The organism is Mesorhizobium sp. ES1-6 (genome assembly GCF_020164775.1).
GTDB lineage: Bacteria > Pseudomonadota > Alphaproteobacteria > Rhizobiales > Rhizobiaceae > Mesorhizobium.
Genome location: NZ_JAIUGU010000005.1, coordinates 43,713 through 68,262, shown reverse-complemented (window position 1 = coordinate 68,262; position 24,550 = coordinate 43,713). Strand labels below are relative to the sequence as shown.

The window sequence follows — 24,550 nt, the reverse complement described above, 5'->3', positions numbered from 1 at the left end:
CTTTTGCCTGGAGATACCTATGGTTGGAAATACGGCAGCACCATAGCATAAGTTGCCGCGATTCGGCCTCGCGTAGCGCCTATGGTCGAACTTAAATCACAGACTTAGGCTGACAAGCGGAACAACAGTGACTATTTCGTGACGATGCGCGAACACGATGAACATCGCCAACAAAGCCTTACGCAGGCGACCGAGGCCCGGGGCCTGGAAGCCCTGATCTCGCGCGCGGCCCGCGCCGGCAAGGGCGCGGCGCCCGTCGAGCGCTGGAATCCCGACTTTTGCGGCGATCTCGACATGGAGATCAAGGCCGACGGCACCTGGTTCTACCTGGGCACGCCGATCGGCCGCATGCCGCTGGTGCAGCTTTTCTCCTCCGTGCTGCGCAAGGACGCCGACGGCAGGACCTATCTGGTGACGCCGGTGGAAAAGGTCGGGATACGCGTCGCCGACGCGCCGTTCATCGCCGTCGAGATGGATGTTTCGGGCCAAGGCGAGGATCAGGTCATCACGTTTCGCACCAATGTCGGCGACGTGGTCGAGGCCGGGCCGGAGCGTCCGCTGCGCTTCGTCGACGAGAACGAGACCGGCGGTTTGAAACCCTATCTCCTGGTGCGTGGCAGGCTGGAGGCGCTGGTGGCGCGGCCGGTCATGTACGAACTGGTCGGGCATGGCGAGGAGATCGAGATCGACGGCAGGACGATGTTTTCGGTGCGCTCGAAGAACGCCGTGTTTCCGATCATGCCGGCGGATCAGCTGAAGCGGTTGAGCGCGTGATGGACCATATATCGCCGGCGCCTTTCTCATCGGCGGAATTTCGCGCGCGCTTTGCCGCGCAGCCGGACGCGCATGCCGGCGACGACTATGGCGATCACCGCTTCAATCCTGGCCATCCGCGCCTCAACCCGGGCAAGCCGCTGCGCGACGCGGCGGTGCTGATCCCGGTGGTCGACCATGACGGCGAGGCGAGCGTCCTGCTGACCAAACGGGCCGAGAAACTACGCAACCATTCCGGGCAAGTGGCTTTCCCCGGCGGCACGATCGATGCGACCGACGCGAGTCCGGAGGCGGCGGCGCTGCGCGAGACCTTCGAGGAGATCGGCCTTGGCCAGGATCGCATCGAGATCATCGGGCGGATGCCGGATTACGTCGCCGGCAGCGGCTACCGCATCGCGCCGGTGCTCGGCATCGTGCGGCCGCCTTTCAAACTGACCTTGAACGCCGACGAGGTCGATGCCGCCTTCGAGGTGCCGCTGCGCTTCCTGATGGATCCCGCCAACCACAAGCGCGACAGCCGCATGTGGAACGATCTCGAATGGTTCTTCTACGACATGCCCTATGGCGACCGGCGCATCTGGGGCGTCACCGCCGGCATCATCCGTACGCTCTATGAAAGGCTTTATGCGTGAGTGTTTCGATCGCGGGCAGGGCCGACTGGCTCACCGACAAGCATCTGCGGCGCCTGCTTGGCGCGCTCGGCGAAGGCGGTGAAGAGGCGCGTGTCGCCGGCGGCGCCGTGCGCAACGCGCTCATGGGACAGCCGGTCGCCGACATCGACATCGCCACCACTTGCCTGCCGCAGGAAACCATCCGTCGCGCCGAGACGGAAGGCTTCAAGACGGTGCCGACCGGCATCGAGCATGGTACGATCACGGTTGTCGCCGGTGGCAAGCCTTATGAAATCACCACCTTGCGCGCCGATGTCGAGACCGATGGCCGCCGCGCGAAGGTGTCGTTCGGGCGCGACTGGAAGCTCGACGCGGAGCGGCGCGATTTCACCATCAACGCGCTCTATGCCGAGGCCGACGGCAGGGTCGTCGATCTTGTCGGCGGCATCGCCGATATCGAGGCGCGCCGGCTGCGCTTCATCGGCGAGCCGGAGGCGCGCATCCGGGAGGATTATCTGCGCATCCTGCGCTTCTTCCGCTTCTTCGCCTGGTACGGCGACGGCCGCCCCGACGCCGAGGGCCTGAAGGCCTGCGCCCGGCTGAAGGAGGGCCTCGCCCAACTTTCGGCCGAGCGCGTCTGGTCGGAACTGAAGAAGCTTCTGTCGGCGCCCGACCCCTCGCGCGCACTGCTCTGGATGCGGCAGGCCAGTGTGCTGACCGCGGCGCTGCCTGAAAGCGAGAAATGGGGCATCGATGCCATCCACGGACTGACCAAGGCCGAGAAGGACCTGGGCTGGACGGTGGACCCGATGCTGCGGCTTGCGGCGATCGTACCGCCTGATGCGGCACGCATGAAGACGCTGGCCGAGAGGCTCAGGTTCTCGACCTCCGAAGCCGAGCGCATGCTTCGCTGGGCGCTCTCCACTGCGGTCGAGCCGAAGACGACCGAGGGCGAATTGGCGAAAAGGCTCTACCGCGGCGACCGCCAGGGATTTGTCGATCGGCTGAGGCTGTCGCTGGCGTCGGCGCGGGTGCGCGCCGTCGATGACAATGACGCTCTGCTCGAAGCTGGCGGCTTTTCGCGCCTGCTTGCCTTCGCCCTCAAATGGGAAAGGCCCGAATTTCCGCTACGTGGCGCCGACCTCACCGCGCTCGGCGCAACGCCGGGGCCGAAACTCGGCGAAGTCCTCAAAAATATCGAGGCGGAATGGATCGAAGCCGGATTTGCACCTGATCGCGACGCGTTGCTCGAACGCGCCGCGCAGGCCCTGGCCGCGAGGTAAGGATTCTTCGCGGCACGCCCTGAAATGCTTCCGATCAGGCGGCGTCGCGGACTTTCTCGATGCGCGATCGGATGGCCTCGATCATCGTTTCACGGATGGTCGTCTCGCCATGTGTCTCGCGCATGTGCTCGACGGCGCGGCGCATGACTTCGGCCTCCTCGTCCGCACGGGTATGCCACTCGCAGCCGGGAACCAGCGACCCGCAGTGAAATTGCTTCATCGGATTTCTCCTTTTCCTCCGTGGAACCCTGTCGGGCTCCGGTATTTTCTTGGCCTGTGACCAGCTTTCCGATCACGGCAGGGGTGGAAGCCATAACACAGATGGGGTGCCATTGGTTGCGGTCAATGTTGAAAAGGCGGAGCAGCGCTGCTCCGCCCTCTTCACGCTAGCCCATCGGGCAGGCCATCACTTCACGATCTTGACTGCCTCGGCAACCTTGTCCTTGCCGCTCATGTCCCACGAAATTCTGACCTTCTCGCCGACCTTCAGGCCAGGATCCTTGAAAGTCTCGGGAAGCGTAAAAGACGATCCATTGTCGAGAACCAGGCTCTTTGCCGTCGCATCGAAGCTCTTGACCGTTCCGGTGGTGTGCTTGACGGCGGCGAACGCCACCGAACCGGAAGCAAGAAGGGCGGCAGCGGCCGCGGAAACGATGATCTTTCTCATGCTGATATACTCCTGGGAGAGCGGGATCCTTCTTGACGAGGATGATCCGCATCGTCTTTGGGCCGTCCGGTCGCGTCGAGTCGCGGCTCGCCTTGTTGCAAGGCAATTCCGAAGGGAAAGCGGGTTGCATTTCCCGGAATTGCCCCTGGGGCAAACCACCGGCGCTTCCCGACCCAACTGTGACAAATAACCCAATTTTTTCAGATGGATATTAGACGAAAAAGATATTCCTGGCGCCACATTCGGCGCCCAGATTCGACAAATGGGACATCAATGCGGCCTCACATCGCGCTCACCGTCTTGTTACGGCCAGCGCACCTCCGGCGGCAGGCTGGAGAGGATCGAGGCGACATTGCCGCCGGTCTTCAGGCCGAAGATGGTGCCGCGATCGTGAAGCAGGTTGAATTCGACGTAGCGGCCGCGGCGGATGAGCTGTTCGTCGCGGTCGCCATCGGTCCAGTTGCCGTTGAAATTGGCGCGCACGAGGTGGCCGTAGACGACGAGAAAAGAACGCCCGACATCCTGGACGAAGTTGAAATCGGCATTCCAGCCGCCTCTGTCCTCGCCCGAATGCAAATAGTCGAAAAAGATGCCGCCAACGCCGCGCGGCTCGTTGCGGTGCGATAGATAGAAGTACTCGTCGCACCAGGCTTTGTATTTCGGATAGTCGGCGACGGCGGCATTCTTCTCGCAAGCGAACTGCATGGCGCGGTGAAACGCCGTCGTGTCGGGGTCGTCCTGGGTGCGGCGGCGGTCGAGCACCGGCGTCAGGTCGGCGCCGCCACCGAACCAATGCCTGGATGTGACCACCATGCGTGTGTTCATGTGCACGGCCGGGACGTTTGGGTTCCAGGGATGCGCGATCAGCGAAATGCCCGATGCCCAGAAGCGCGGGTCTTCCTCGGCGCCGGGCATCTGCTTCCTGAATTCGGGCGAGAATTCGCCATGGACGGTCGAGGTGTGGACGCCGACCTTCTCGAAGACGCGGCCATGCATCATCGACATGGTGCCGCCACCGCCCTTGCCCTGATCGCGCTCCCACGGCGTCTTTTCGAAACGGCCCGGCGACCACGAGGCCAGCGGCCCCTGGAGATCCTGCTCGATCTGCTCGAAGGCGCCGCAGATGCGCTCGCGCAGCGCCTCGAACCACAGCCGCGCCTTTATCTTCTTCTCTTCGATGTCGGCGGGCAGGCCTGCCGGTATTTCGGGTCGTTCCAAGTGCCGTCTCCGGTTGTGGGCCACCCGTGGCGGGGATCCCCGATAAATGACTCGTCTTTTGCCGGCGCGATCCCTAATCTCTTGGGGATCAGGGTCAAGTCCCGTCTGATTTAGGGTGTAAGGAGTTGCTTCGTGCGCACCCCGGCAAGACCGCCGCTGGATGGCTTGAAGAAAAGGCTCGATCAGAGCCGGGCCGAGCGCGCGCTCAAGCCGCGCGACGGTTTTCTGCGCGAAACCTTCGTCCTGCCGCGCTCCGACGCCCGCCTCAAGGCCAAGGAGTGGTTCGAGCGCTTCCCCAAACAGGCCTACTGGACCGAGATCGAAAGCTGGTTCGAGCGACCAGGCGACCTGATCGAGTTCACGATCAGGCGGCTGCCGGCGGCGGATTAGGATCCTACCACCAGCCGTCTCGCGCCCGTTCCTTCCCGCGCCAGCCTGTCACCCTTGTTCCTGAGCGGACATTTGTCGATCGACATGCAGCCGCAGCCGATGCAGTCGGTCAGCCCGTCGCGCAGTTTCTTCATCTGGGCGATCTTGTGGTCGAGTTCGTCGCGCCAGGCACTTGAAAGCAGGCTCCAGTCGTCACGCGTCGGCGTGCGGCCTTCGGGAAGCGCCGCCAGTGCGGCTCCGATGTCGGCCAGTGAAATGCCGACCTCCTGGGCAATCCTGATGACGGCCACGCGCCGCAGGACGTCGCGGCCGTAGCGGCGCTGGTTGCCCGACGTGCGATGGCTGCGGATCAGGCCGCGCGTCTCGTAGAAATGCAGCGCCGACACCGCGACACCGCTGCGCCTGGCCACCTGGCCCACCGTCAATTCCATTATCGGAGCCATGTCCCACTTTCCGCTTGACCTCAACTTAAGTTGAGCTTGTAGCCAGGAAATATCGAGTGGGCAATTGAAAGGAAAAGGCGATGTGCGCCTGGGCCGGAATAACTGGTGAAACCGCTACGGTTGGGGACGAGGAGAGGCTGAAACTTCTATCGGAGCTGCCGGATGGCTTCGCCCGCCACCATGGCCACGGAAAGAGCGACGTTGATGCTGCGCGCGTTGGGCTGCATCGGGATGGTCAGCCGCGCATCCGCCGCCTGATGGACTGGATCCGGCACGCCCGCGGATTCGCGGCCAAACAGCAGGATGTCGCGGTCGGTGAAGCTGAAGTCGGTGTAGGGGATCGCGGCCTTGGTCGACAGCAGCACCAGCCGGTCCGCGCGGGCCTTGCGCCACGCCTCGAAGGCGTTCCAGTCGACATGCCGGGTCAGGGCGGCCATTTTGAGGTAGTCCATGCCGGCACGTTTCAGCGCCTTGTCGGAAAGCGGAAAGCCGGCAGGCTCGATGATGTCGACGCCAAGGCCGAGGCACGCGGCGAAGCGCAGGATTGTCCCGGTATTGCCGGCAATGTCCGGCTGGTAGAGCGCGATGCGGAGACCATTGTTCACTTCCGCGTCCTTCTAATAAGTGGCAGATCGGCCACAGCGGCTCCCTGGTTTTGGAAATTCCTGGACCCGCGGGTGGCCATTTTTTTCGAAGTCGGGTATACGACCAGCATTGTCAACCCGAACCGAAGGAGGGGTAATTCATGATGACCATGCACATCCAGCGCCCCACCCGTGGGCTCAACTGCGCCCTGGCGGTTTCGGTACGACGTTTCTCCTGATCTTTTAGGCACTTCCGCACCGATCTCCGCCGAAACCATACCCTGGTCTTCGAAGGAATCCTGCGATGTTTTTCAAGCTGCCGAAGGGGCCGATGGCCCCGTCCCAACGCGTTCCGACTGATCCGCCGCCGATCCCGCGGCACGATGTCGATCATCCTTTCTATCTCTATTTCAACACGGAGGACGGACCGATGTTCGATCCCTACAGAATACCGGGCTCGAGGAGCCTGCATATCCACCGGCTGCCGACCTGGGCGCTGTTGATCGGCGAGACCTATTCGTCGGCGGTCCATGCCGAAGTGCGCCGCCGTCCGCATCGCGGCATGCTGCCGGACGTCGATTTCTCGCGCGCGGTCCCCGACCCGGGCCGGCCTTCGCTGGTGCGCCGCATCATCCGGCTGATCCGGCCGGGCGCGAAAAACCGCGCCGACGGCACCGTGTCGTCGGCATCGGCAAACGCGGCTGTCGGCGAAAAGCCGGCGAACTCCTATATAGCGCGAAGCAGGGCCGACGCTCCGGATGATTCCGGAGCGTCGGCCCTCGATGCCATCCGGTCCGAGGACTTCGTACGCCGCCAAGCCGCGTAAGCGGAAACAAATTTCACAGGCATGACCTATGTTGTTGTTTAGTTGGTTTGAAAGAAGGCTCGATCCGTTTCCGGTAGCGGAGCCGGTCGAGCCGCCCAGGACGCTGGTTGCCTTCTGCCTGCATTATACGCGCGGGGCATGGCCCTATATTCTTGTCGATGCGGTGCTGGTCGCGGCCATCGCCATCGCGGAAGTGTGGATGTTCGGCTTCCTCGGCCGCATCGTCGACTGGCTGTCGGGCCAGAACCGCGAGACCTTCCTGCAGACGGAAGGCTGGAAGCTCGCCGGCATGGCCTTCATCGTATTGTTTGCGCTGCCCGGCACGGTTTGGCTGCATTCGCTGCTCAACCAGCAGACGCTGATGGGCAATTACCCCATGCGCATCCGCTGGCAGGTGCACCGCTACCTGCTCAAGCAATCGATGAGCTTCTACCAGGACGAGTTCGCCGGCCGCATCGCCACAAAGCTGATGCAGACCGCGCTTGCCGTGCGCGAATGCGTCATCAAGGTGATCGACGTCCTGAACTACGTCGTCGTCTATTTCCTCGGCATGCTGTTGATTGTCGGTTCGGCCGACTGGCGGCTGGCGGCGCCACTTGGCGTCTGGATGGTCGGATATATCCTGTTGCTGCGCTTCTTCATCCCGCGACTGGGCAAGGTCGGGGAGGAGCAGGCGAATGCGCGCTCGACCATGACCGGCCGCGTCGTCGACAGCTACACCAACATCCAGACGGTCAAGCTGTTTTCCCATTCACGCCGCGAGGCCGCCTTCGCCAGGGACGGCATGATGGGCTTCCTCGATACGGTCTACCGGTCGATGCGGCTGGTGACGCTGCTGTTCGGCTCGCTCTACATACTGAACGCGCTGCTGCTGTTCTCGGTCACCGCCATCTCGCTGTGGCTGTGGATGGGGCAAGTGGTGACGATCGGTGCGGTCGCCGTGGTCATCGGTCTGGTGCTCCGGATGTGGGGCATGTCGCAGTGGATCATGTGGGAAATGTCGAGCCTGTTCGAGAATATCGGCACGGTGCAGGACGGCATTGCCTCGATTTCGTTGCCGCGCCTAGTCGAGGACAGGCCGGATGCCAAGGAGATCATCGTTTCCGAAGGCGATATCCGCTTCGAGGATATCCGCTTCCATTACGGCAAGCAGAAAGGCGTCATCGAAAACCTGTCGCTGGTGGTCAAGCCGGGCGAGAAGGTCGGCATTGTCGGCCGCTCGGGCGCCGGCAAGTCGACGCTGGTCAATCTCTTGCTGCGCTTCTACGACCTGGAAAGCGGCCGGATCCTGATCGACGGCCAGGAGATCGCCGGCGTGAAACAGGATTCGCTGCGCGCGCAGATCGGGATGGTCACGCAGGATACCTCGCTGCTGCATCGTTCGGTGCGCGAAAATATCCTCTATGGCCGGCCCGATGCCACCGACGAGATGCTGCTCGAGGCGGCGCGGCGGGCCGAGGCGATGGATTTCATATCAGGACTTTCGGACCATCATGGACGCAAGGGGTTCGACGCCTATGTGGGCGACCGCGGCGTCAAACTGTCCGGCGGTCAACGGCAACGCATCGCCATTGCTCGCGTTATGTTGAAGGACGCGCCCATACTTATCCTTGACGAGGCGACGTCGGCGCTCGATTCCGAGGCGGAAGCCGCCATCCAGGAGAACCTCTACAAGCTCATGCAAGGCAAGACCGTCATCGCCATCGCGCACCGGCTGTCGACCATCGCGGCGATGGACAGGCTCGTCGTGATGGACCAGGGTCGCGTCATCGAGGAGGGCTCGCACGAGGAACTGGTCGCCGGAGGCGGACTCTACGCGCAGCTCTGGCAGCGCCAGTCGGGTGGGTTCCTGCTCGATGACGTCCCAGTCGAAGCCGCCAATGACGCAATAGCAAAGGGGCAAGCCGCAGAATGATGGCCGCCGCATGATGACAGCCGTCTACCGCTGGTTCGAGACCTGGGTCTACCCGTTCAGGGAGCCGGCGAATCTTCGGCCACCGGCCAGCATCACGGGCTTCCTCTGGCACTATGTTGGGCAAGCGAAGTTCGCCTTCTTCGCCATGCTGGTCATCGGCGGCATCGCGCCGCTGGTCGAGGCCGGCCTGTTCTATTTCGTCGGGCGGCTGGTCGATATTCTCGATCAATTGCCCGGCGAGCGCAGCTGGCACGCACTGTGGACCGCCGCCGGCCCCGAACTGGTGTTCATGGTCGTCGTGGTACTGGTCATCCGCACCATCGTCGTCGGCCTGTCGGCCCTGGTCGACGAACAGACGATCACGCCCGGCTTCTACAATCTGGTGCGCTGGCAGGCGCACCGGCATGTCTCGCGCCAGTCCTACGCCTTCTTCCAGAACGATTTCGCCGGCCGCATCGCCACCAAGGTCTGGCAGGCGGGGCAGGCGACCGGCGACCTGATGGAAAGCTTCATCGAGGTCGTCTGGTTCATGGTCGTCTATACGGTGACGACGCTGGCGCTGGTCGCCGGGCTCGACCTCAGGCTGGCGGCGCTGGTGGTGGTCTGGATCACCGCTTTCGGCTTTCTGGCCAAGCTCTATCTGCCAGCGATCCGCAAGCACGCCGAGGCGACCGCCGAGGCGGGTTCCATGATCAATGGCCGCATCGTCGATTCCTACTCCAACGTGCAGACGCTGAAACTGTTCGCGGCCGACGGCGACGACCGCTACATCCGGAACGGTTTTGACATCTATCTCGACGCATTGCGGCCCTTCACCCGCCGATTGACCGGCGTGCGCATGGCGCTGACGACGCTGTCGGGCATCATGATCACGGCGATCGGCTGCTTTGCCGTCTATCTCTGGGTCGAGGGCTCGATCACCGTTGGCGCCGTCGCCTTCACGCTCAGCCTGGTGCTGCGGCTCAACATGCTGCTTGGCCGGCTGATGATGCAGATGAACGGCATCTTGCGCAATCTCGGCGTATTGGAAAACTCCAAGGCGCTGATCTCGCAGCCGCTCGGGCTGACCGATACGCCGGACGCGAAAGAGCTGGTCGTGACGGGCGGGCGCATCGACGTCAGGAATGTCGAGTTCCACTACGGCAAGGGGTTCGGCGTGCTCAACGGCATCGACCTCGTCGTCAAGCCGGGTGAGAAGGTCGGGCTGGTCGGCCCGTCAGGCGCCGGCAAGACGACGCTGGCCAATCTGATCCTGCGCCTCTACGACCTCGAAAGCGGCGAGATCACCATCGACGGCCAGAACGTCTCTGATGTGACGCAGAATTCGCTGCGCGCCAATATCGGCGTCGTTAGCCAGGACACCGCGCTTTTCCACCGTTCGCTGCGCGACAACATCAAGCTCGGCATGCCCGACGCGACGGACGCCGAGGTGATCGCGGCGGCGAAAAAAGCCGAGGCGCACGAGTTCATCCTGACCTTGCGCGACAACCGCGATCGCGCCGGCTACGAGGCCTTTGTCGGCGAGCGCGGCGTGAAACTGTCGGGCGGCCAGCGCCAGCGCGTGGCGATCGCCCGCGTCTTCCTCAAGGACGCGCCGATCCTGATCCTCGATGAGGCGACGTCGGCGCTCGATTCCGACATCGAGGCGGCGATCCAGGAGAACCTGACGCGGCTGATGGAGAACAAGACCGTGATCGCCATCGCCCATCGGCTGTCGACGATCGCGGCACTCGACCGCCTGGTGGTGCTCGACGGCGGCCGCATCGTCGAGCAAGGCACGCATGACGAGCTGGTGGCGCTCGACGGGCTCTATGCCCGGCTGTGGAAGCGCCAGTCGGGCGGCTTCCTCTATCACGAGGAAAGCGTGCTCGAAGAGACGCGGCCGGCGGAGTAGGCGCATGGGTGGATCGCCAGAGGTCAGCCCAGGAATCGGCCCAGAGACGGGCTATGTGCTCAAGCGTTTGCGGCCAACCGCGCCGGCCTTCGACACGTTGAAGGATGAGAGCCGGCTGGAGGGCTACTGGATGCTGGTGCGCCTGAGCGATGGCTGGGCAAGCGGCCGCAACAAGTTCCTGAAGCGGGGCGAGGCGCTGTTCGGGGCATGGCATGGCCGGGAACTCGCCGGCGTGTGCGGGCTGAACATCGATCCCTATTTCGAGGGCAGGGACCAGGGCCGGGTCCGTCACCTGTTCGTCAGCGCGCGCCACCGCCGCAACGGCCTTGGCCGCATGCTGGTGGAAACCGTTGCCGACAGGGCTCGTCAGTATTTTTCAGTCTTGAACACCCGCGCGCCCCCGGAAGCCTTCGGTTTTTACGAACGGCTTGGCTTTCAACGCGTGGAAGGCGAAGAATTCGTCACCCATCGCATGATTTTCGGGAAAGGGGGCTGAAATGTCCTTGCGTCCACCGTCTCATCTTGCCGGCGCTACCGCTGCCGAAGCCGCCTTCGATGCGCTCGGCCATGAAATCCTGGCGGAAAAAGCGGCCGCTCTCGGGCGCGCCGGTCAAAAGGTGGAGGAAACGCTGGCCCGGCTGGCCAGCAATGCCGAGGAGGACCTGCGTCCCCTTCTTCTCAAGGAGGCCGCCGTGGCCGTCCACGCCTATTTCATCCAGCGCGAACTGTGCGGCTTTCGAAAGCACGATGCCGTCATCCGCGAATACAACATCCCCAGGGCGGTCCTTGTCCGGTTGGGAGCGACGTAAGGATCACTCCAGCCATTCGGTGATGAACGTGCCGTTCTCGTGGATGTCGGTCGTTTCCAGCGGGCCGGGGCCGAGATTGGTGAATTTGTGTGGCGTGTTGGGCGGCACGATGACAATCTGGCCGGCGGAGGCCTCGATTTCCTGGTCGCCGACCGTGAACAGGGCGCTGCCCTGGCGGATGATGAAGATCTCCGCATAGGGATGGGAATGCAGCCGCGGGCCGCCGCCTGTGTCGGGCAGATGATTGAAGATCAGGCAGGAGTTGGAACCGTAGACGCCGCACTGCAGTTCGCCCTTCCAGCGGTCGGGACGAACAGCCCATTCCTCGCGATCGATGACATGCGCCATGACGGGGAAGATAGATCACACCGACATCCTGTGTCGAGGTAAACAGAGATGCCGGATTTGCGGTTGTTTCCCGGTTGTTTAGCCGTCCTTCGCGGCCATTCGCCGCCTTGTCGCGCGATAGGGTATTCTGTCCCCGCGACAATCTGCCCTTGTGCCTTGACCCGTCTGGACAAAAACGGGCTTCACGCATAAACCGAAGTCCAAATGCCGGAGGAATTCGCTAGCCTGTTCGCCATGCGCTGTCGGGTTGGCGTGATTGAGCGGGGAACAAGGCTCGGCCACCGGCGCGGAAGAGGCGAAAGGATCAGGCACCCGTGAGCGCAACCGACATCCACGATCCCAATCGTCGAGATTTTCTCTACGTCGCCACCGGCATGGCCGCCGTGGTCGGCGCCGGTGCCGTCGCCTGGCCGTTCATCGACCAGATGCGCCCTGACGCCTCGACGCTGGCGCTCGCTTCGGTCGAGGTCGACGTCTCCTCGCTGACGCCTGGCAGCTCGCTGATCGTCAAGTGGCGCGGCAAGCCGGTCGTGGTGCGCAACCGCACCGAAAAGGAAATGAAGGACGGCGAGGCCGTCAGCCTCTCCGATCTCAAGGATCCGATCGCCCGCAACGCCAATTTGCCGTCCGATGCGCCGGCGACCGATGCCAACCGCACCACGCCCGGCAAGGAAGCCTGGATGGTGATGGTTCAGGTCTGCACGCATCTGGGCTGCATTCCACTCGGCCAGGAAGGCGATTTCGGCGGCTGGTTCTGCCCGTGCCACGGCTCGCAATACGACACCGCTGGCCGCATCCGCAAAGGCCCGGCGCCGGAGAACATGGCGATTCCGGTATTCAAATTCATTTCCGATACCAAACTCCTTATCGGTTGAGGCAGGGGATATTTCGATGAGCGAGGGACACTCGACCTATACGCCGAAGACCGGTATCGAACGCTGGTTCGACGCCCGCATGCCGCTGCCCAGGATGGTCTATGACAGCTTCATCGCCTATCCGGTGCCGCGCAACCTGAACTATATGTGGACCTTCGGCGGCATCCTGGCGATCATGCTGGTGTCGCAGATCCTGACCGGCATCGTGCTGGCGATGCACTATACGTCGGACAGCGCTCTCGCCTTTAATTCGGTCGAGAAGATCATGCGCGACGTCAATTCCGGCTGGCTGTTGCGCTACATGCATGCCAACGGCGCCTCGTTCTTCTTCATCGCGGTCTACCTGCATATCTTCCGCGGTCTTTATTACGGCTCCTACAAGGCGCCGCGCGAACTGCTGTGGATCCTGGGCTGCATCATCTATCTGCTGATGATGGCGACCGGCTTCATGGGCTACGTGCTGCCTTGGGGGCAGATGAGCTTCTGGGGCGCCACCGTCATCACCGGCTTCTTCAGCGCGATTCCGCTGGTCGGTGACTGGATCCAGCAGTTGCTGCTCGGCGGCTTCGCCGTCGACAACCCGACGCTGAACCGCTTCTTCGCGCTGCATTATCTCTTGCCGTTCATGATCGCCGGCGTCGTCGTGCTGCACGTCTGGGCGCTGCATGTCGTGGGCCAGTCGAACCCGACCGGCATCGAGGTCAAGTCGAAGACCGACACCGTCGCCTTCACGCCCTACGCGACCATCAAGGACGCGTTCGGCATGATCGTGTTCCTGTTCATCTTCGCCTATTTCATCTTCTTCCTGCCGAACTATCTCGGCCACGCCGACAACTACATCGTCGCCAACCCGCTGAAGACGCCAGCCCATATCGTGCCGGAATGGTACTTCCTGCCGTTCTACGCGATCCTGCGCGCCATCACCTTCAACATCGGGCCGATCAATTCCAAGCTCGGCGGCGTGCTGTGCATGTTCGGCGCCATCGTCATGCTGTTCCTGGTGCCGTGGCTCGACACCTCCAAGGTGCGCTCGGCGGTCTACAGGCCCTGGTACAAGCTGTTCTTCTGGCTGTTCGTTGCCGATGCCATCCTGCTTGGCTGGCTGGGCTCGCAGCCGGCGGAAGGCAGCTATGTGTTCATGGCGCAGATGGCGACACTGTTCTACTTCGCCTTCTTCCTGATCGTCCTGCCGGTGCTCGGCCTGATCGAGACGCCGCGCAGGCTGCCCAACTCGATCACCGAAGCGGTGCTCGAGAAGAACAAGGGCGGCAGCGGGCATCCGGCGGGCGCCACGGCAGCACCTGAGACCAAGGGCTGAGCGGTAGAGAATCTAAGGGGATTTGGCATGAAAAAGATTCTCACCTCGCTGGCGCTGATCGGCCTTGTGGCCGCCGGCACCGCCGCCTACGCGGCCGAAGAGGCGCACGACGCGGCGGCTCCGACGCATTTCCCGATCCACGAACCGAAGGAAATGAGCTGGAGCTTCACTGGCCCGTTCGGCACTTATGACAAGGCACAGCTGCAGCGCGGCCTGAAGGTCTACAAGGAAGTCTGCTCGGCCTGCCATTCGATGAACCTTGTGGCGTTCCGCACGCTGTCGGACCTCGGCTACAGCGACGCCCAGGTCAAGACGTTCGCGGCCGAATACACCATCCATGACGGTCCCAACGATGCTGGCGACATGTTCGACCGTCCCGGCAAGCCGTCGGACCATTTCCCGGCGCCGTTCGCCAACGAGGAAGCCGCGGCTGCCTCCAATGGCGGCGCGGCACCGCCCGACATGTCGCTGCTGGCCAAGGCGCGCGGCGTGGAACGGGGTTTTCCGCAGTTCGTCTTCGACATCTTCACCCAGTATGACGCGGGCGGCCCCGACTACATCCATTCGCTCCTGACCGGCTATGACGAGAAGCCGCCGGCCGGAATGGTCATTCCCGAAGGCACGCATTACAACCCGTACTTCATGTCGGGCGTGTCGCTGAAGATGCCCAAGCCGCTCTCCGACGGCCAGGTGACCTATGACGACGGTTCGCCGCAAACCGTCGACCAGTACGCCCGTGATGTGTCGACCTTCCTGGCCTGGGCGGCCGAGCCGCACATGGAAGCCCGCAAGAAGACCGGCTTCCGCGTGCTGGTGTTCCTGCTTCTGTTCGGCGCCCTGGTCTATCTGACCAAGCGCAAGGTCTGGGAAGCCGTCGCCCACTAAGGCCTGTTGACCTTCAGGTGAGGCCGGTCTGCAAACGATGGCTTCCTGCGCTTCCGGTGCTCACGTACTTCAAGTACGCTCCGCTCCGGTTCTCGGAAACCATCGTTTTCGACTCGGCCTGACCTGAATCTCAAAAGGCCTTGGCCGTTCAATGCACAATGTGGGGCGTCGAGAGGCGCCCTTTCTGCTTTTGAGGTGGATTACACCACCACGCCTCGGCGGTGTCACATGGCCGTCACCGCACATCGCGATCCTGCGGCGCTCTCATCAAAGGATCACGCCCATGAAAAGATACGCATCGCTCGCGGCAGGCCTGCTGCTGCTTGTCGTCGGCTCCGCGGCCCGTGCCGAAGACGCAAAACCGTTCATCACCAACAAGGATGTCGACCTGACGATGATCCTGCCGCCGCCGCCGGCCAATGATTCGGCGCAGACCAAGGCCGAGCTTGGCGAGGTGCTGACCATGCAGGTCACGCGCACGCCCGAAATGGAAGCTCGCGCCATCGCCGATGCCGAGGAAAACGTCTGGCGTTTCGCCGATGTCATGGGGCCGAATTTCAACAAGGACAAGCTGCCGAAATTCAGCGCCTTCTTCGATCGCGTGGTGGAGACCGAAGGCGCCGTCGTCGACCCGGCAAAGGATGTCTGGAAGCGACCGCGCCCGCATCAACTCAGCGATCTCGTCAAGCCGGTGGTCAAGCTGTCGAGCTCCGGTTCCTGGCCGTCAGGGCACGCGACCGTCGGCACGATGATGGGCATCATCCTGTCCGACATGGTTCCGGAAAAGCGCGCCGAGATCATGGCCCGCGCGGCCGAGTTCGCCCACAACCGAATCGTCGGCGGCATCCATTATCCGTCCGACGTCGAGATGGGCAAGATTTCCGGCAGCGTCATCGCCGCGGTCCTGCTCAACCGGGAGGATTTCAAGGCCGAGTACGAAGTGGCCAGGGCCGAGCTTCGGTCCGATCTCGGCATGTAGGGTTTGGCAAATAACCATCCGTTCGAGCGGGGCGCCTTCGGGCGCCCCTTTTTCGTGGCTGCGCCAACGGCAGGAAAAATCGCCGACGTCTGCTCCCGGGCCCTGATCAAATCCTTTGCCGGATGCGCTTGTTTCGGCCGCCACATCGCGCTAGCCGTTGTCGGTCGCGCCGGGTTACGATCGGCCCCGCGCCGTTTACTTTGTCAGCCGGATCATTCGGAGCCGCTTCATGAAACCTTCTCTCGAAGACACGCTGCTGGCGTCGATCCGCACCATTCCGGACTATCCCAAGCCCGGCATCCTGTTTCGCGACATCACCACGCTGCTCGGCAATGCGCGCGCCTTCCGCCGCGCCATCGACGAGCTGGTGCATCCCTATGCCGGGCAGAAGATCGACAAGATCGCCGGCATCGAGGCGCGGGGCTTCATCCTTGGCGGCGCCGTCGCGCACCAGCTCTCGGCCGGCTTCGTGCCGATCCGCAAGAAGGGCAAGCTGCCCTATGAGACGGTGCGCGTCGCCTACAGCCTGGAATACGGGCTGGACGAGATGGAGATGCACAAGGACGGCGTCGCGCCCGGCGAGAAGGTGATCCTTGTCGACGACCTCATCGCCACCGGCGGCACGGCGGAAGCGGCGGTCAAGCTGCTGCGCCAGATCGGCGCGGACATCCTCGCCGCCTGCTTCGTCATCGACCTGCCGGATCTGGGTGGACGCGCCAAGCTCGAAGCGCTGGGTGTTCCGGTGAGGACGCTGATCGGGTTCGAGGGGCATTAGTGTAGGGAATAGTGAATAAGCGTTGCGCTCACTCACTACTCACTACTCACCTTCACCAGCACGGCGCTTTCGAACTCCAGCACCTTGGCGCCGTTCGAATCGGAGGCCTCGCAGAGCAGCGCCAGCAGCCGCCAGCCCGGGCGCGACGCGATCGGGCGGTGGGAAAGCGCGGTGCGCGTGAAAGTGATGGTTTGCCCGGCATAAACGGGTTTCAGCCACTTCAGGTTCTTGAAGCCGGGCGAGGGGCCGAATTCGGGCACCGCGCCGTCCCAGCCTTCGGCGTCCAGGCGGGTCTCCAGGTTCAGCTTCATCCAGGTGGCGGCGGTGTGCCAGCCGGAGGCGCAAAGCCCGCCGAGCACGCTTTTCCGGGCGGCTTCCTCGTCGATGTGGAAGATCTGCGGGTCGTACTTGCGGGCGAACGCCTTGATCGCGTCGGCCTCGAATGTGTGCGAGCCCAGCGTCACCGTGGTGCCGATGCGGAAGAATTCGTCCAAGGTCATGACAGGTTACCCGCGGCATCGCGTGTCAGGAACATGACGTAGTTCTCCAACTCGAAAACGCTTTCGCCGCGTTGGTTGACCAGTTCGCTGCGCATGGTGACGAAGCCCAGTTGGGGCTTGGATTTCGACAGGCGCCTGGCCAGGACCACGAGGTTGCCCCGCAGCGTATCGCCGGCCAGCACCGGCTTCTTCCACTTGACCTGATCGACGCCGGGCGCGCCCTGGCAGGTGGAGTCCAGCAGGAAGGCATCGCACAGCATGCGCATGAACATGGCGCATGTGTGCCAGCCCGAGGCCGAGAGGCCACCGAGGATGCTGGCCTTGCCGGCTTGCTCGTCGAGATGCATCGGCTGGGCATCGAATTCGCTGGCGAATTCGATAATCTCCGCCGCGCTTACCTGTTTGGCGCCGAGGTCGAACGAGGCACCCTCGACGAAATCCTCATAGGCCCATGTCTTTGCGGTCATGTCGGCAATCCGGTTGAATCCCAAGGATCGGGCAACCCGGATGCAGGCCGGCGGCGTTTTGGTCAAGTCCTTTCTGGTGAGCCAGCCTGGAGCAGCCGGCGCCGGCGGCGGTGGTCAGAGCCAGCCGCGGCGGCGGAAATACCAGAAGGGCAGGATCGCCGACAGGATCATCATGGCGATGGCGAAGGGATAGCCGAACTCCCATTTCAGCTCGGGAATGACGTCGAAATTCATGCCGTAGATCGAGGCGACGAGTGTCGCGGCAGGAAGATGACGGCGGCGACCGAGAAGATCTTGATGATGGCGTTCTGCTCGATCGAGATCATGCCGAGCGTGGCGTCGAGCAGGAAGGAGATCTTCTGCGACAGGAAGGTGGCGTGGTCGGCGAGCGACAGCACGTCGCGCGACAGCGTCTTGATGCGGGCGCGCACATCCTTGCTCATCTTGGTCTGGGTCGCGACATGGGCGAGGAAACCCGCCAGGCGCTGCAGCGAGATCAGGCTGTCGCGGATGGAGGAGGCGATGTCTTCCTTGCGGCCGATCGCTTTCAGCAGTTCCTGGAAGTCGCGGTTGCGCTTCGACACCTTGGTCGAACGTGCTTCGAAAATATCGCGCGAAATCACTTCCACGTCCCGGCCGGCGCGCTCCAGTATGTCGGCGAGACGGTCGACGATCGCTTCCAGCAGGCCGATCAGGATGGTGTCGCCGCTGGTGCAGCCGGTCGCCACCTTTTCGGCGCGTAGCGGGAAGGTCTTGAAGGCCTTGGGTTCATGATAGCGAATGGTGATCAGCCTTGTGCCGGCGAGCGCGAAGGTGACCGGCGACATCAGGGGATCGTCGACCTCGGTCTGCGCGGGCAGGGTGGCGGTCATGAAATAGGCGCCGTCCTCGATGTAGAGGCGGCTGGAAATCTCGATCTCCTCCATCTCCTCGCGGGTCGGGATGGCGACGCCGAGCCAGCTTTCGATGGTGGCCTCTTCCTCCTTGGTCGGATTGAAGAGATCGGCCCAGACGATCTTGTCGCCATCCGCCGCGAAATCGTCGGTGAGGCGCAGGCGATCATTGTCGACGGCGAAGGCTTTGATCATCGCCAGATTTCCCTGCCAAAGCTGCGCTCGGATAGACGCATCGTGTCGGATTTCACAGGGCAGGCCCTTTCGACGAGAGCGCCGACCGCGTGCAGCAGCCGATTAGACCCGCGATGTGACAAGGTCAAGGCAGGGCAAAAAGCCGTAGCCAGCCAGCGTGGCTGATCACGGGGTCGAGCCCGTCAGGTGTTGAACTTGAACAACAGCACGTCGCCGTCCTGGACGACATATTCCTTGCCTTCGTCGCGCGCCTTGCCGGCTTCCTTGGCCGCCACCTCGCCGCCGAGCGTGACATAGTCGTTGTAGGCGATGGTCTGGGCGCGGATGAAGCCGCGCTCGAAATCGGTGTGGATGACGCCGGCGGCTTGCGGGGCCTTGTCGCCCCTGTGGATGGTCCAGGCGCGCGTTTCCTTCGGACCGGCGGTGAAATAGGTGATCAGATGCAACAGGTCGTAGCCGGCGCGGATGACCTTGTTGAGGCCCGGCTCGTCGAGGCCGAGCGAGGACAGGAACTCCATCTCTTCCTCGTCCGAAAGCTGGGCGACCTCGGCTTCGATCGCGGCCGAGATCACCACCGTGCCGGCGCCCTGCGCGGTTGCCATCTTTTCCACGGCCCTGGTGTGCTCGTTGCCGGTCGCGGCATCGGCCTCGGCGACATTGCAGACATAGAGCACGGGGTGTGAGGTCAAAAGGTTCAGGCCCTGCAGGATGCGCAGGTCCTCCGCCGAAATGCCCTTGAGCAGGATGCGGGTCGGCTTGCCGGCCTGCAGCAACTCGAGCGCCGCCTCCATCATCGGCAGCACCGTGGTGGCTTCCTTGTCCTTGCTGCCGGCGCGCTTGCGGATCTGCACGATGCGGCGCTCGAGGCTGTCGAGGTCGGCGAGCATCAGTTCGGTCTCGACCGTCTCGGCGTCGGCGACCGGGTCGATGCGGCCCTCGACATGGGTGATGTCGTCATCCTCGAAGCAGCGCAGCACATGCACGATGGCGTCGACCTCGCGGATGTTGGCGAGGAACTGGTTGCCCAGCCCTTCGCCCTTGGAGGCGCCGCGCACCAGGCCGGCAATGTCGACGAAGGAGATGCGGGTCGGGATGATCTCCTTCGACTTGGCGATCTCGGCGATCTTCCGCAAGCGCGGATCGGGCACCGCCACCTCGCCTGTATTCGGTTCGATGGTGCAGAAGGGATAGTTGGCGGCCTGCGCGGCTGCCGTCCTCGTCAGCGCGTTGAAGAGCGTCGACTTACCGACATTGGGCAAGCCAACGATGCCGCATTTGAAACCCATTGTGTCCGGTCCTATCGGGAAAAGCGAAATTTGATGAGGGCTATGGGCGATAGGGGTCGGGAACGTCAAGCCCTGTAACGCCGATGGTCCCGCGGCTCAGTCCTTGTTGCCGAAGAGTTTCTTCAGCATCGCGGCCATCGGGCCGGTCTCGGGCAGCTTGGCGGGCACTTGCTGCGGCCGCGCCTGGCGGACATGGCTTTGCTGTTTCGGAGCCTGTTTTTGCGCCGGCTTTTCCGGTTCGGCGCCGGCCTTGCCTTGCACGGCAAGGGCGGCCTTGTTCATGAAGCCGGATTCGTCGCCCTTGACGATCATCGCGACGTTGTCGGCGATGGCGTCGAGCAGCGGGTCGAGCCATTCGCGGTCGGCCTTGGCGAAATCGCCCAGCACATGATGCTGGACCATTTCCTTGACGCCGGGATGGCCGACGCCGATGCGCACGCGGCGATAGGTATTGCCGACATGGCCGTCGATCGAGCGGATGCCGTTGTGGCCACCGGCACCGCCGCCGGACTTGATGCGTAATTTGCCCTCGGCGAGATCGATCTCGTCATAGAAGACGGTGAGGGCGGAGGGGGCGAGCTTGTAGAAGCGCAGCGCCTCGCCGACCGACTGGCCGGACAGGTTCATGAAGGTCTGCGGCTTGATCAGGATGATCTTTTCGCCGCCGAGCGTGCCTTCGGCGATCAGGCCCTGGAACTTCTTCGACCAGGGCGAAAAGGAATGGCGGCGGGCGATAGCGTCCGCCGCCATGAAGCCGACATTGTGCCGGTTTTCAGCGTATTTCGCGCCCGGATTGCCGAGGCCTGCAAATACAAGCATCGTCGTCTCCGGGCGTAAAAGGAGTTACTTCTCTTCGGCGGCAGGAGCCGCTTCAGGAGCCGCGGCCTCGACCGTCTCTTCCGTCTCCGGCTTCATCGCCGACGAACCGGCGACGGTCGCGATGGTGAAGTCGCGGTCGGAGATCACCGGCTTGACGCCGGCCGGCAGCTTGACCGCCGAGATGTGGATCGAATCGCCGATGTCGGCGCCGGTGAGATCGACGGTGATGAATTCCGGGATCGCATTGGCCGGGCAGTGGAACTCGACCTCGTGACGCACGATGTTGAGCACGCCGCCGCGCTTGATGCCGGGCGACTTGTCTTCATTGATGAAGTGCACGGGAACATCGACGTTGACTTCGGTATCCTTGCCGATGCGCAGGAAGTCGACATGGACAGGGAAATCCTTGACCGGGTCGAGCTGAAAATCCTTCGGCAGAACCTGGATCTTCTTGCCGCCGACATCGATCGTGGCGACCGTGGTCAGGAACCCGCCGCCATGGATCTTGTAGTAGACGTCCTTGTAGTTCAGCGCAATCGCCAGGGGAGGCTGCTTGTCACCGTAAATCACTGCAGGCACTTTACCATCGCGGCGAACTGCACGGGCGGACCCCTTACCGACCTGTTCGCGCGCTTCGGCCTTGAGCTCGTAAGTATCGTGGCTCATGGTTTTTCCTTTCGCGTGTTATGGAGCGCCTACGGTTGGTGATGTGCCAGGCCGTAAACGTCGAAAGCCGCCGGACCTCGATGCCCGAATGCCGGAAACCGCAGCGAGCGGATCTTTGTTCGGGATCACAAGGGGAAGGCAGCCTTCCGCCGCGTTGCCTCCAAGGGTGTCTACGCGGGTGGCGGCTCTATAGCGGAAGGCGGGCGAGGGCGCAAGCGGCGGCCGGAGGGGCCGCCACTACCGCTCGCCAGTCAAGGCATCGCACAGCGCCTGGACCTGCCGGTTCAGGGCGTCGAGCTCGGCCAGTGTCATGCCCGAGCGTTCGACCAGTGTCTCGTTCAGGCAGTTGCACTGGACAAGCAGCTTGCGGCCGGCTGCCGTCAGGTCGACCTGCACCTGGCGCTCGTCGGTCTGGCTGCGCTGGCGGGTCACCAGGCCGGCCTGTTCCATGCGCTTGACCAGCGGCGTGACCGTGCTCGATTCCAGGGCGAGCCTGTGCGCGATCCTGCCGACAGACATGCCGTCGGCCTCGCCCAGCGCGTTGAGCACGAGATATTGCGGATAGGTGATGCCCATCTCGTCCAGCATCGGCTTGTAGGTGCGATTGATCGCCATTGAGGTGGCGTAGAGGGTGAAGCAGAGCTGATTGTCCAGCGGAAGAGGCACGACGCGTTCCTTTGCCGATTAAGCGTCCATGACATGTACCACGAAAAATGATATCGCGATACATATTTTTCTGGACAAGGAGATCGAGCTGCCTTAGCGGTGTCTATGTCGCGATATTGTTTATTGCGATATCAAATCAAATGGAGATTGAGATGACCTCGCAGACCAAATCCGGCTCAGGCAGCGGCACGATCACCACCAAGGACGGCACGCGGATCTATTACAAGGACTGGGGAACCGGTCAGCCCATCGTCTTCCATCACGGCTGGCCGCTGAGCGGCGACGACTGGGATGCCCAGATGCTGTTCTTCCTGGCGCAGGGCTACCGCGTCATCGCCCATGACCGGCGCGGCCACGGCCGGTCGACGCAGACCGATATCGGCAACGAGATGGACACCTATGCCGCCGACGTGGCTGAACTTGCCGCGCATCTCGACCTCAGGGACGCCATCCATGTCGGCCATTCGACCGGCGGCGGCGAAGTGGCGCGTTATGTTGCCCGGTATGGAGCGGGCGGCCGGGTTGCCAAGGCCGCGTTGCTCGGCGCGGTGCCGCCGATCATGCTCAAGACCGCAGCCAATCCCGGCGGCCTTCCCATCGAGGTGTTCGACGGCTTCCGCGCCGGCGTCGCGGGCAATCGCGCGCAGCTTTACGTGGATGTTCCCGCCGGCCCGTTCTACGGGTTCAACCGGCCGGGCGCCGCGGTCTCGCAGGGCGTGATCGACAATTGGTACCGCCAGGGCATGATGGGTGGCACCAAGGCGCATTATGATTGCATCAAGGCCTTCTCGGAAACCGATTTCACCGAGGATCTGAAGGCGATCGAGGTGCCGGTGCTGGTCATGCACGGCGACGACGACCAGATCGTTCCGATCGCCGATTCGGCGCTGCTGGCGATCAAGCTGCTCAGGAAGGGCGAGCTCAAGGTCTACAAGGGCTTTCCACACGGCATGGCCACGACGCATGCGGACGTCATCAACGCCGACCTGCTGGCCTTCTTCAAGGCCTGAATCCTTCCCGCTTGAACGAAAAAGGCACCCGCCATGTGGCGGGTGCCTTTGCCTGGACCTAACTCGGATGATTCTAAGCGGCTGCTTGCGCCTTGCGGGCTTCCTTCATGTTGGGCAGGAACACCGTCAGCAGCCCCAGGAACGGCAGGTAGGAGCAGATCTGGAAGACGAAATCGATGCCCTTCATGTCGGCGACGACGCCAAGCACGGCGGCCGCGATGCCGCCGACGCCGAAGGCGAAACCGAAGAAGATGCCGGCGATCGTGCCGACGCGGCCCGGCACCAGTTCCTGCGCGAAGACGACGATGTTGGAGAAGGCCGACGACAGGATGAGGCCGATCAGCACGGTCAGCACCATCGTCCATTCCATGTTGGCGTAGGGGAGCGCCAGCGTGAAGGGCAGGACCCCGACGATCGAGAACCAGATCATCGCCTTCTGGCCATAGCGGTCGCCGAACGGACCGCCGAGCAGGATGCCCAGCGCCGAGGAGCCGAGGAAGAGGAACAGCATGACCTGCGACATCTGCACCGAAACGCTGAACTTATGCATGGAATAGAAGGTGTAGTAGCTGGCCAGGCTGGCGATATAGGCGTTCTTGGTCAGCACCAGCAAGGTCAGCACCGCCAAGGCCCACATCACCTTGCGGCGCGGGAAGGGCGAGACGAAGCTTGCCGTCTTGCGATTGCCCTGCGCGGCGCGCAGGCGGCTGTACCAGCCACCGACCTGCCACAGGACGAAGATGCCGATCAGCGAGCCGACGGCGAACCAGGCGATGCTGGTCTGGCCGAAGGGCACGACGATGAAGGCGGCCAGCAAGGGGCCCATCGACTGACCGAAATTGCCGCCGACCTGGAACAGCGACTGCGCCAGCCCGAACCGGCCGCCGGACGCGAAGCGGGCGATACGCGAGGATTCGGGATGGAAGATCGCCGAGCCGATGCCGATCAGCGAGGCACCGATCAGGAGCAGGTAGTAGTGCCCGGCATAGGCCAGCACGACCAGGCCGATCAGCGAGGACGCCATGCCCCAGGGCAGCGAATAAGGCATCGGCCGCTTGTCGGTGACCGCGCCGATGATCGGCTGCAGCAGGGATGCCGTGACCTGGAAGGTGAAGGTCAACAGGCCGATCTGCCAGAAATCGAGGCCGTAATTCTCTTTCAGAAGCGGATAGATGGCCGATAGCAGCGACTGCATGATGTCGTTGATGCAGTGGCAGAGGCTCACCGCCAGGATGACGGTGAAGGCCGTCGCCTGGGCTGAAGCGTGACTGGCCGTCGCGGGTGCCGCGACGCTGGTGGCTGTCGTATCGGTCAAGATAGGCTCCGTGGTCTTTTTGGCGGGCGTAGCCGCGGGCAGATTGGCGGACGCTCCTGCGACCACCTTAGGACGGTTGCCTTATAAGCTGCTTGCGGGGCGACTTCTTTCGTGGTTTGGTCCAATAGTTTCGCAAGTG

General features: G+C 63.1%; 28 protein-coding genes and 1 pseudogene. 15 read left to right on the top strand and 14 right to left on the bottom strand.

Annotation, left to right across the window (positions count from 1 at the left end):
- Positions 1 to 144: 144 nt before the first annotated feature.
- From LB564_RS14930 to LB564_RS14920, 3 genes are read left to right on the top strand one after another with little or no spacing between them, the layout of a single operon-like run.
- Positions 145 to 774 carry a DUF1285 domain-containing protein gene (locus LB564_RS14930; protein ID WP_224539211.1) on the top strand — a complete coding sequence of 210 codons (630 nt, stop codon included), beginning with the start codon at positions 145 to 147 and terminating at the stop codon, positions 772 to 774.
- On the top strand, positions 774 to 1,406 hold the full coding sequence (locus LB564_RS14925; protein WP_224538817.1) for a CoA pyrophosphatase: 633 nt from the start codon (positions 774 to 776) through the stop codon (positions 1,404 to 1,406). The genes LB564_RS14930 and LB564_RS14925 overlap by 1 nt, the downstream gene beginning before the upstream one ends.
- The gene (locus LB564_RS14920) at positions 1,403 to 2,668 is read left to right on the top strand and encodes a CCA tRNA nucleotidyltransferase (RefSeq protein ID WP_224538815.1); all 1,266 of its coding nucleotides are present in this window, start codon (positions 1,403 to 1,405) and stop codon (positions 2,666 to 2,668) included. The genes LB564_RS14925 and LB564_RS14920 overlap by 4 nt, the downstream gene beginning before the upstream one ends.
- A 34-nt stretch (positions 2,669 to 2,702) precedes the next feature.
- On the opposite strand, the gene LB564_RS14915 is transcribed toward LB564_RS14920, so the two are convergent.
- From LB564_RS14915 to hemF, 3 genes are all read right to left on the bottom strand, one after another.
- Complete coding sequence (locus LB564_RS14915) at positions 2,703 to 2,888, bottom strand: DUF1059 domain-containing protein (protein ID WP_027047304.1); 186 nt, start codon at positions 2,886 to 2,888, stop codon at positions 2,703 to 2,705.
- Positions 2,889 to 3,074: 186 nt separating this feature from the next.
- The gene (locus LB564_RS14910; protein WP_140704777.1) at positions 3,075 to 3,335 is read right to left on the bottom strand and encodes a DUF1344 domain-containing protein; all 261 of its coding nucleotides are present in this window, start codon (positions 3,333 to 3,335) and stop codon (positions 3,075 to 3,077) included.
- 303 nt (positions 3,336 to 3,638) lie between these two features.
- Complete coding sequence (gene hemF / locus LB564_RS14905) at positions 3,639 to 4,553, bottom strand: oxygen-dependent coproporphyrinogen oxidase (protein WP_224538813.1); 915 nt, start codon at positions 4,551 to 4,553, stop codon at positions 3,639 to 3,641.
- A gap of 132 nt (positions 4,554 to 4,685) precedes the next feature.
- On the opposite strand from hemF, the gene LB564_RS14900 reads away from it, so the two are divergent.
- Positions 4,686 to 4,943, top strand: coding sequence for a hypothetical protein (locus tag LB564_RS14900; protein WP_224538811.1), 258 nt, complete (start codon positions 4,686 to 4,688; stop codon positions 4,941 to 4,943).
- Here LB564_RS14900 and soxR read toward each other — a convergent pair.
- Positions 4,940 to 5,386 carry a redox-sensitive transcriptional activator SoxR gene (gene soxR / locus LB564_RS14895; RefSeq protein WP_140704784.1) on the bottom strand — a complete coding sequence of 149 codons (447 nt, stop codon included), beginning with the start codon at positions 5,384 to 5,386 and terminating at the stop codon, positions 4,940 to 4,942. The two genes, LB564_RS14900 and soxR, sit on opposite strands and share 4 nt — an antisense overlap.
- A 146-nt stretch (positions 5,387 to 5,532) precedes the next feature.
- Entirely contained in the window at positions 5,533 to 5,991 is a 459-nt protein-coding gene (locus LB564_RS14890; RefSeq protein WP_224538808.1) for a tRNA (cytidine(34)-2'-O)-methyltransferase, read from the bottom strand.
- Positions 5,992 to 6,274: 283 nt separating this feature from the next.
- Between LB564_RS14890 and LB564_RS14885 the strand changes: the two genes are divergently transcribed.
- Genes LB564_RS14885 through LB564_RS14865 form a run of 5 tightly spaced genes read left to right on the top strand, consistent with a single transcriptional unit; the run spans position 6,275 to position 11,414 of the window.
- The gene (locus LB564_RS14885) at positions 6,275 to 6,796 is read left to right on the top strand and encodes a hypothetical protein (RefSeq protein ID WP_224538806.1); all 522 of its coding nucleotides are present in this window, start codon (positions 6,275 to 6,277) and stop codon (positions 6,794 to 6,796) included.
- Between the two features lie 28 nt (positions 6,797 to 6,824).
- Complete coding sequence (locus tag LB564_RS14880; protein ID WP_224538804.1) at positions 6,825 to 8,711, top strand: ABC transporter ATP-binding protein; 1,887 nt, start codon at positions 6,825 to 6,827, stop codon at positions 8,709 to 8,711.
- Between the two features lie 10 nt (positions 8,712 to 8,721).
- The gene (locus tag LB564_RS14875; protein WP_224538802.1) at positions 8,722 to 10,605 is read left to right on the top strand and encodes an ABC transporter ATP-binding protein; all 1,884 of its coding nucleotides are present in this window, start codon (positions 8,722 to 8,724) and stop codon (positions 10,603 to 10,605) included.
- A gap of 4 nt (positions 10,606 to 10,609) precedes the next feature.
- On the top strand, positions 10,610 to 11,101 hold the full coding sequence (locus LB564_RS14870; protein WP_224538800.1) for a GNAT family N-acetyltransferase: 492 nt from the start codon (positions 10,610 to 10,612) through the stop codon (positions 11,099 to 11,101).
- Between the two features lies 1 nt (position 11,102).
- Positions 11,103 to 11,414 carry a DUF6665 family protein gene (locus LB564_RS14865; protein ID WP_140704794.1) on the top strand — a complete coding sequence of 104 codons (312 nt, stop codon included), beginning with the start codon at positions 11,103 to 11,105 and terminating at the stop codon, positions 11,412 to 11,414.
- Positions 11,415 to 11,417: 3 nt separating this feature from the next.
- On the opposite strand, the gene LB564_RS14860 is transcribed toward LB564_RS14865, so the two are convergent.
- Complete coding sequence (locus LB564_RS14860; protein ID WP_224538798.1) at positions 11,418 to 11,762, bottom strand: cupin domain-containing protein; 345 nt, start codon at positions 11,760 to 11,762, stop codon at positions 11,418 to 11,420.
- A gap of 314 nt (positions 11,763 to 12,076) precedes the next feature.
- Between LB564_RS14860 and petA the strand changes: the two genes are divergently transcribed.
- The 5 genes from petA to LB564_RS14835 all read left to right on the top strand — a co-directional run bounded on the left by petA (position 12,077) and on the right by LB564_RS14835 (position 16,594).
- Entirely contained in the window at positions 12,077 to 12,637 is a 561-nt protein-coding gene (petA, locus tag LB564_RS14855) for a ubiquinol-cytochrome c reductase iron-sulfur subunit (RefSeq protein ID WP_127276061.1), read from the top strand.
- A 16-nt stretch (positions 12,638 to 12,653) separates the two neighbouring features.
- Positions 12,654 to 13,955, top strand: coding sequence for a cytochrome b (locus LB564_RS14850; RefSeq protein ID WP_140704798.1), 1,302 nt, complete (start codon positions 12,654 to 12,656; stop codon positions 13,953 to 13,955).
- A gap of 27 nt (positions 13,956 to 13,982) precedes the next feature.
- Positions 13,983 to 14,840, top strand: a complete 858-nt coding sequence (locus tag LB564_RS14845; RefSeq protein WP_224538796.1) for a cytochrome c1 — start codon at positions 13,983 to 13,985, stop codon at positions 14,838 to 14,840.
- 283 nt (positions 14,841 to 15,123) lie between these two features.
- On the top strand, positions 15,124 to 15,819 hold the full coding sequence (locus LB564_RS14840; protein ID WP_224538793.1) for an acid phosphatase: 696 nt from the start codon (positions 15,124 to 15,126) through the stop codon (positions 15,817 to 15,819).
- Between the two features lie 229 nt (positions 15,820 to 16,048).
- The gene (locus LB564_RS14835) at positions 16,049 to 16,594 is read left to right on the top strand and encodes an adenine phosphoribosyltransferase (protein WP_013893474.1); all 546 of its coding nucleotides are present in this window, start codon (positions 16,049 to 16,051) and stop codon (positions 16,592 to 16,594) included.
- A gap of 35 nt (positions 16,595 to 16,629) precedes the next feature.
- On the opposite strand, the gene LB564_RS14830 is transcribed toward LB564_RS14835, so the two are convergent.
- From LB564_RS14830 to LB564_RS14800, 7 genes and pseudogenes are all read right to left on the bottom strand, one after another.
- The gene (locus LB564_RS14830) at positions 16,630 to 17,094 is read right to left on the bottom strand and encodes a MaoC family dehydratase (protein ID WP_140704804.1); all 465 of its coding nucleotides are present in this window, start codon (positions 17,092 to 17,094) and stop codon (positions 16,630 to 16,632) included.
- Positions 17,091 to 17,561: a MaoC family dehydratase gene (locus tag LB564_RS14825; protein WP_224538791.1), complete on the bottom strand. Its 471-nt coding sequence runs from the start codon at positions 17,559 to 17,561 to the stop codon at positions 17,091 to 17,093. The genes LB564_RS14830 and LB564_RS14825 overlap by 4 nt, the downstream gene beginning before the upstream one ends.
- A gap of 114 nt (positions 17,562 to 17,675) precedes the next feature.
- Positions 17,676 to 18,649 (bottom strand): annotated as a pseudogene (corA, locus tag LB564_RS14820) (magnesium/cobalt transporter CorA).
- 182 nt (positions 18,650 to 18,831) lie between these two features.
- The gene (ychF, locus tag LB564_RS14815; RefSeq protein ID WP_140704810.1) at positions 18,832 to 19,935 is read right to left on the bottom strand and encodes a redox-regulated ATPase YchF; all 1,104 of its coding nucleotides are present in this window, start codon (positions 19,933 to 19,935) and stop codon (positions 18,832 to 18,834) included.
- A 96-nt stretch (positions 19,936 to 20,031) separates the two neighbouring features.
- On the bottom strand, positions 20,032 to 20,754 hold the full coding sequence (gene pth / locus LB564_RS14810) for an aminoacyl-tRNA hydrolase (RefSeq protein WP_224538790.1): 723 nt from the start codon (positions 20,752 to 20,754) through the stop codon (positions 20,032 to 20,034).
- 24 nt (positions 20,755 to 20,778) lie between these two features.
- Positions 20,779 to 21,420, bottom strand: coding sequence for a 50S ribosomal protein L25/general stress protein Ctc (locus LB564_RS14805; RefSeq protein WP_140704814.1), 642 nt, complete (start codon positions 21,418 to 21,420; stop codon positions 20,779 to 20,781).
- A gap of 237 nt (positions 21,421 to 21,657) precedes the next feature.
- On the bottom strand, positions 21,658 to 22,086 hold the full coding sequence (locus tag LB564_RS14800; RefSeq protein WP_140704816.1) for a MarR family winged helix-turn-helix transcriptional regulator: 429 nt from the start codon (positions 22,084 to 22,086) through the stop codon (positions 21,658 to 21,660).
- 152 nt (positions 22,087 to 22,238) lie between these two features.
- Here LB564_RS14800 and LB564_RS14795 point away from each other — a divergent pair, with 152 nt between their 5' ends.
- Positions 22,239 to 23,096: an alpha/beta fold hydrolase gene (locus tag LB564_RS14795; RefSeq protein ID WP_140704818.1), complete on the top strand. Its 858-nt coding sequence runs from the start codon at positions 22,239 to 22,241 to the stop codon at positions 23,094 to 23,096.
- 73 nt (positions 23,097 to 23,169) lie between these two features.
- On the opposite strand, the gene LB564_RS14790 is transcribed toward LB564_RS14795, so the two are convergent.
- Positions 23,170 to 24,411: an MFS transporter gene (locus LB564_RS14790; RefSeq protein ID WP_181173647.1), complete on the bottom strand. Its 1,242-nt coding sequence runs from the start codon at positions 24,409 to 24,411 to the stop codon at positions 23,170 to 23,172.
- Positions 24,412 to 24,550 lie beyond the last annotated feature (139 nt).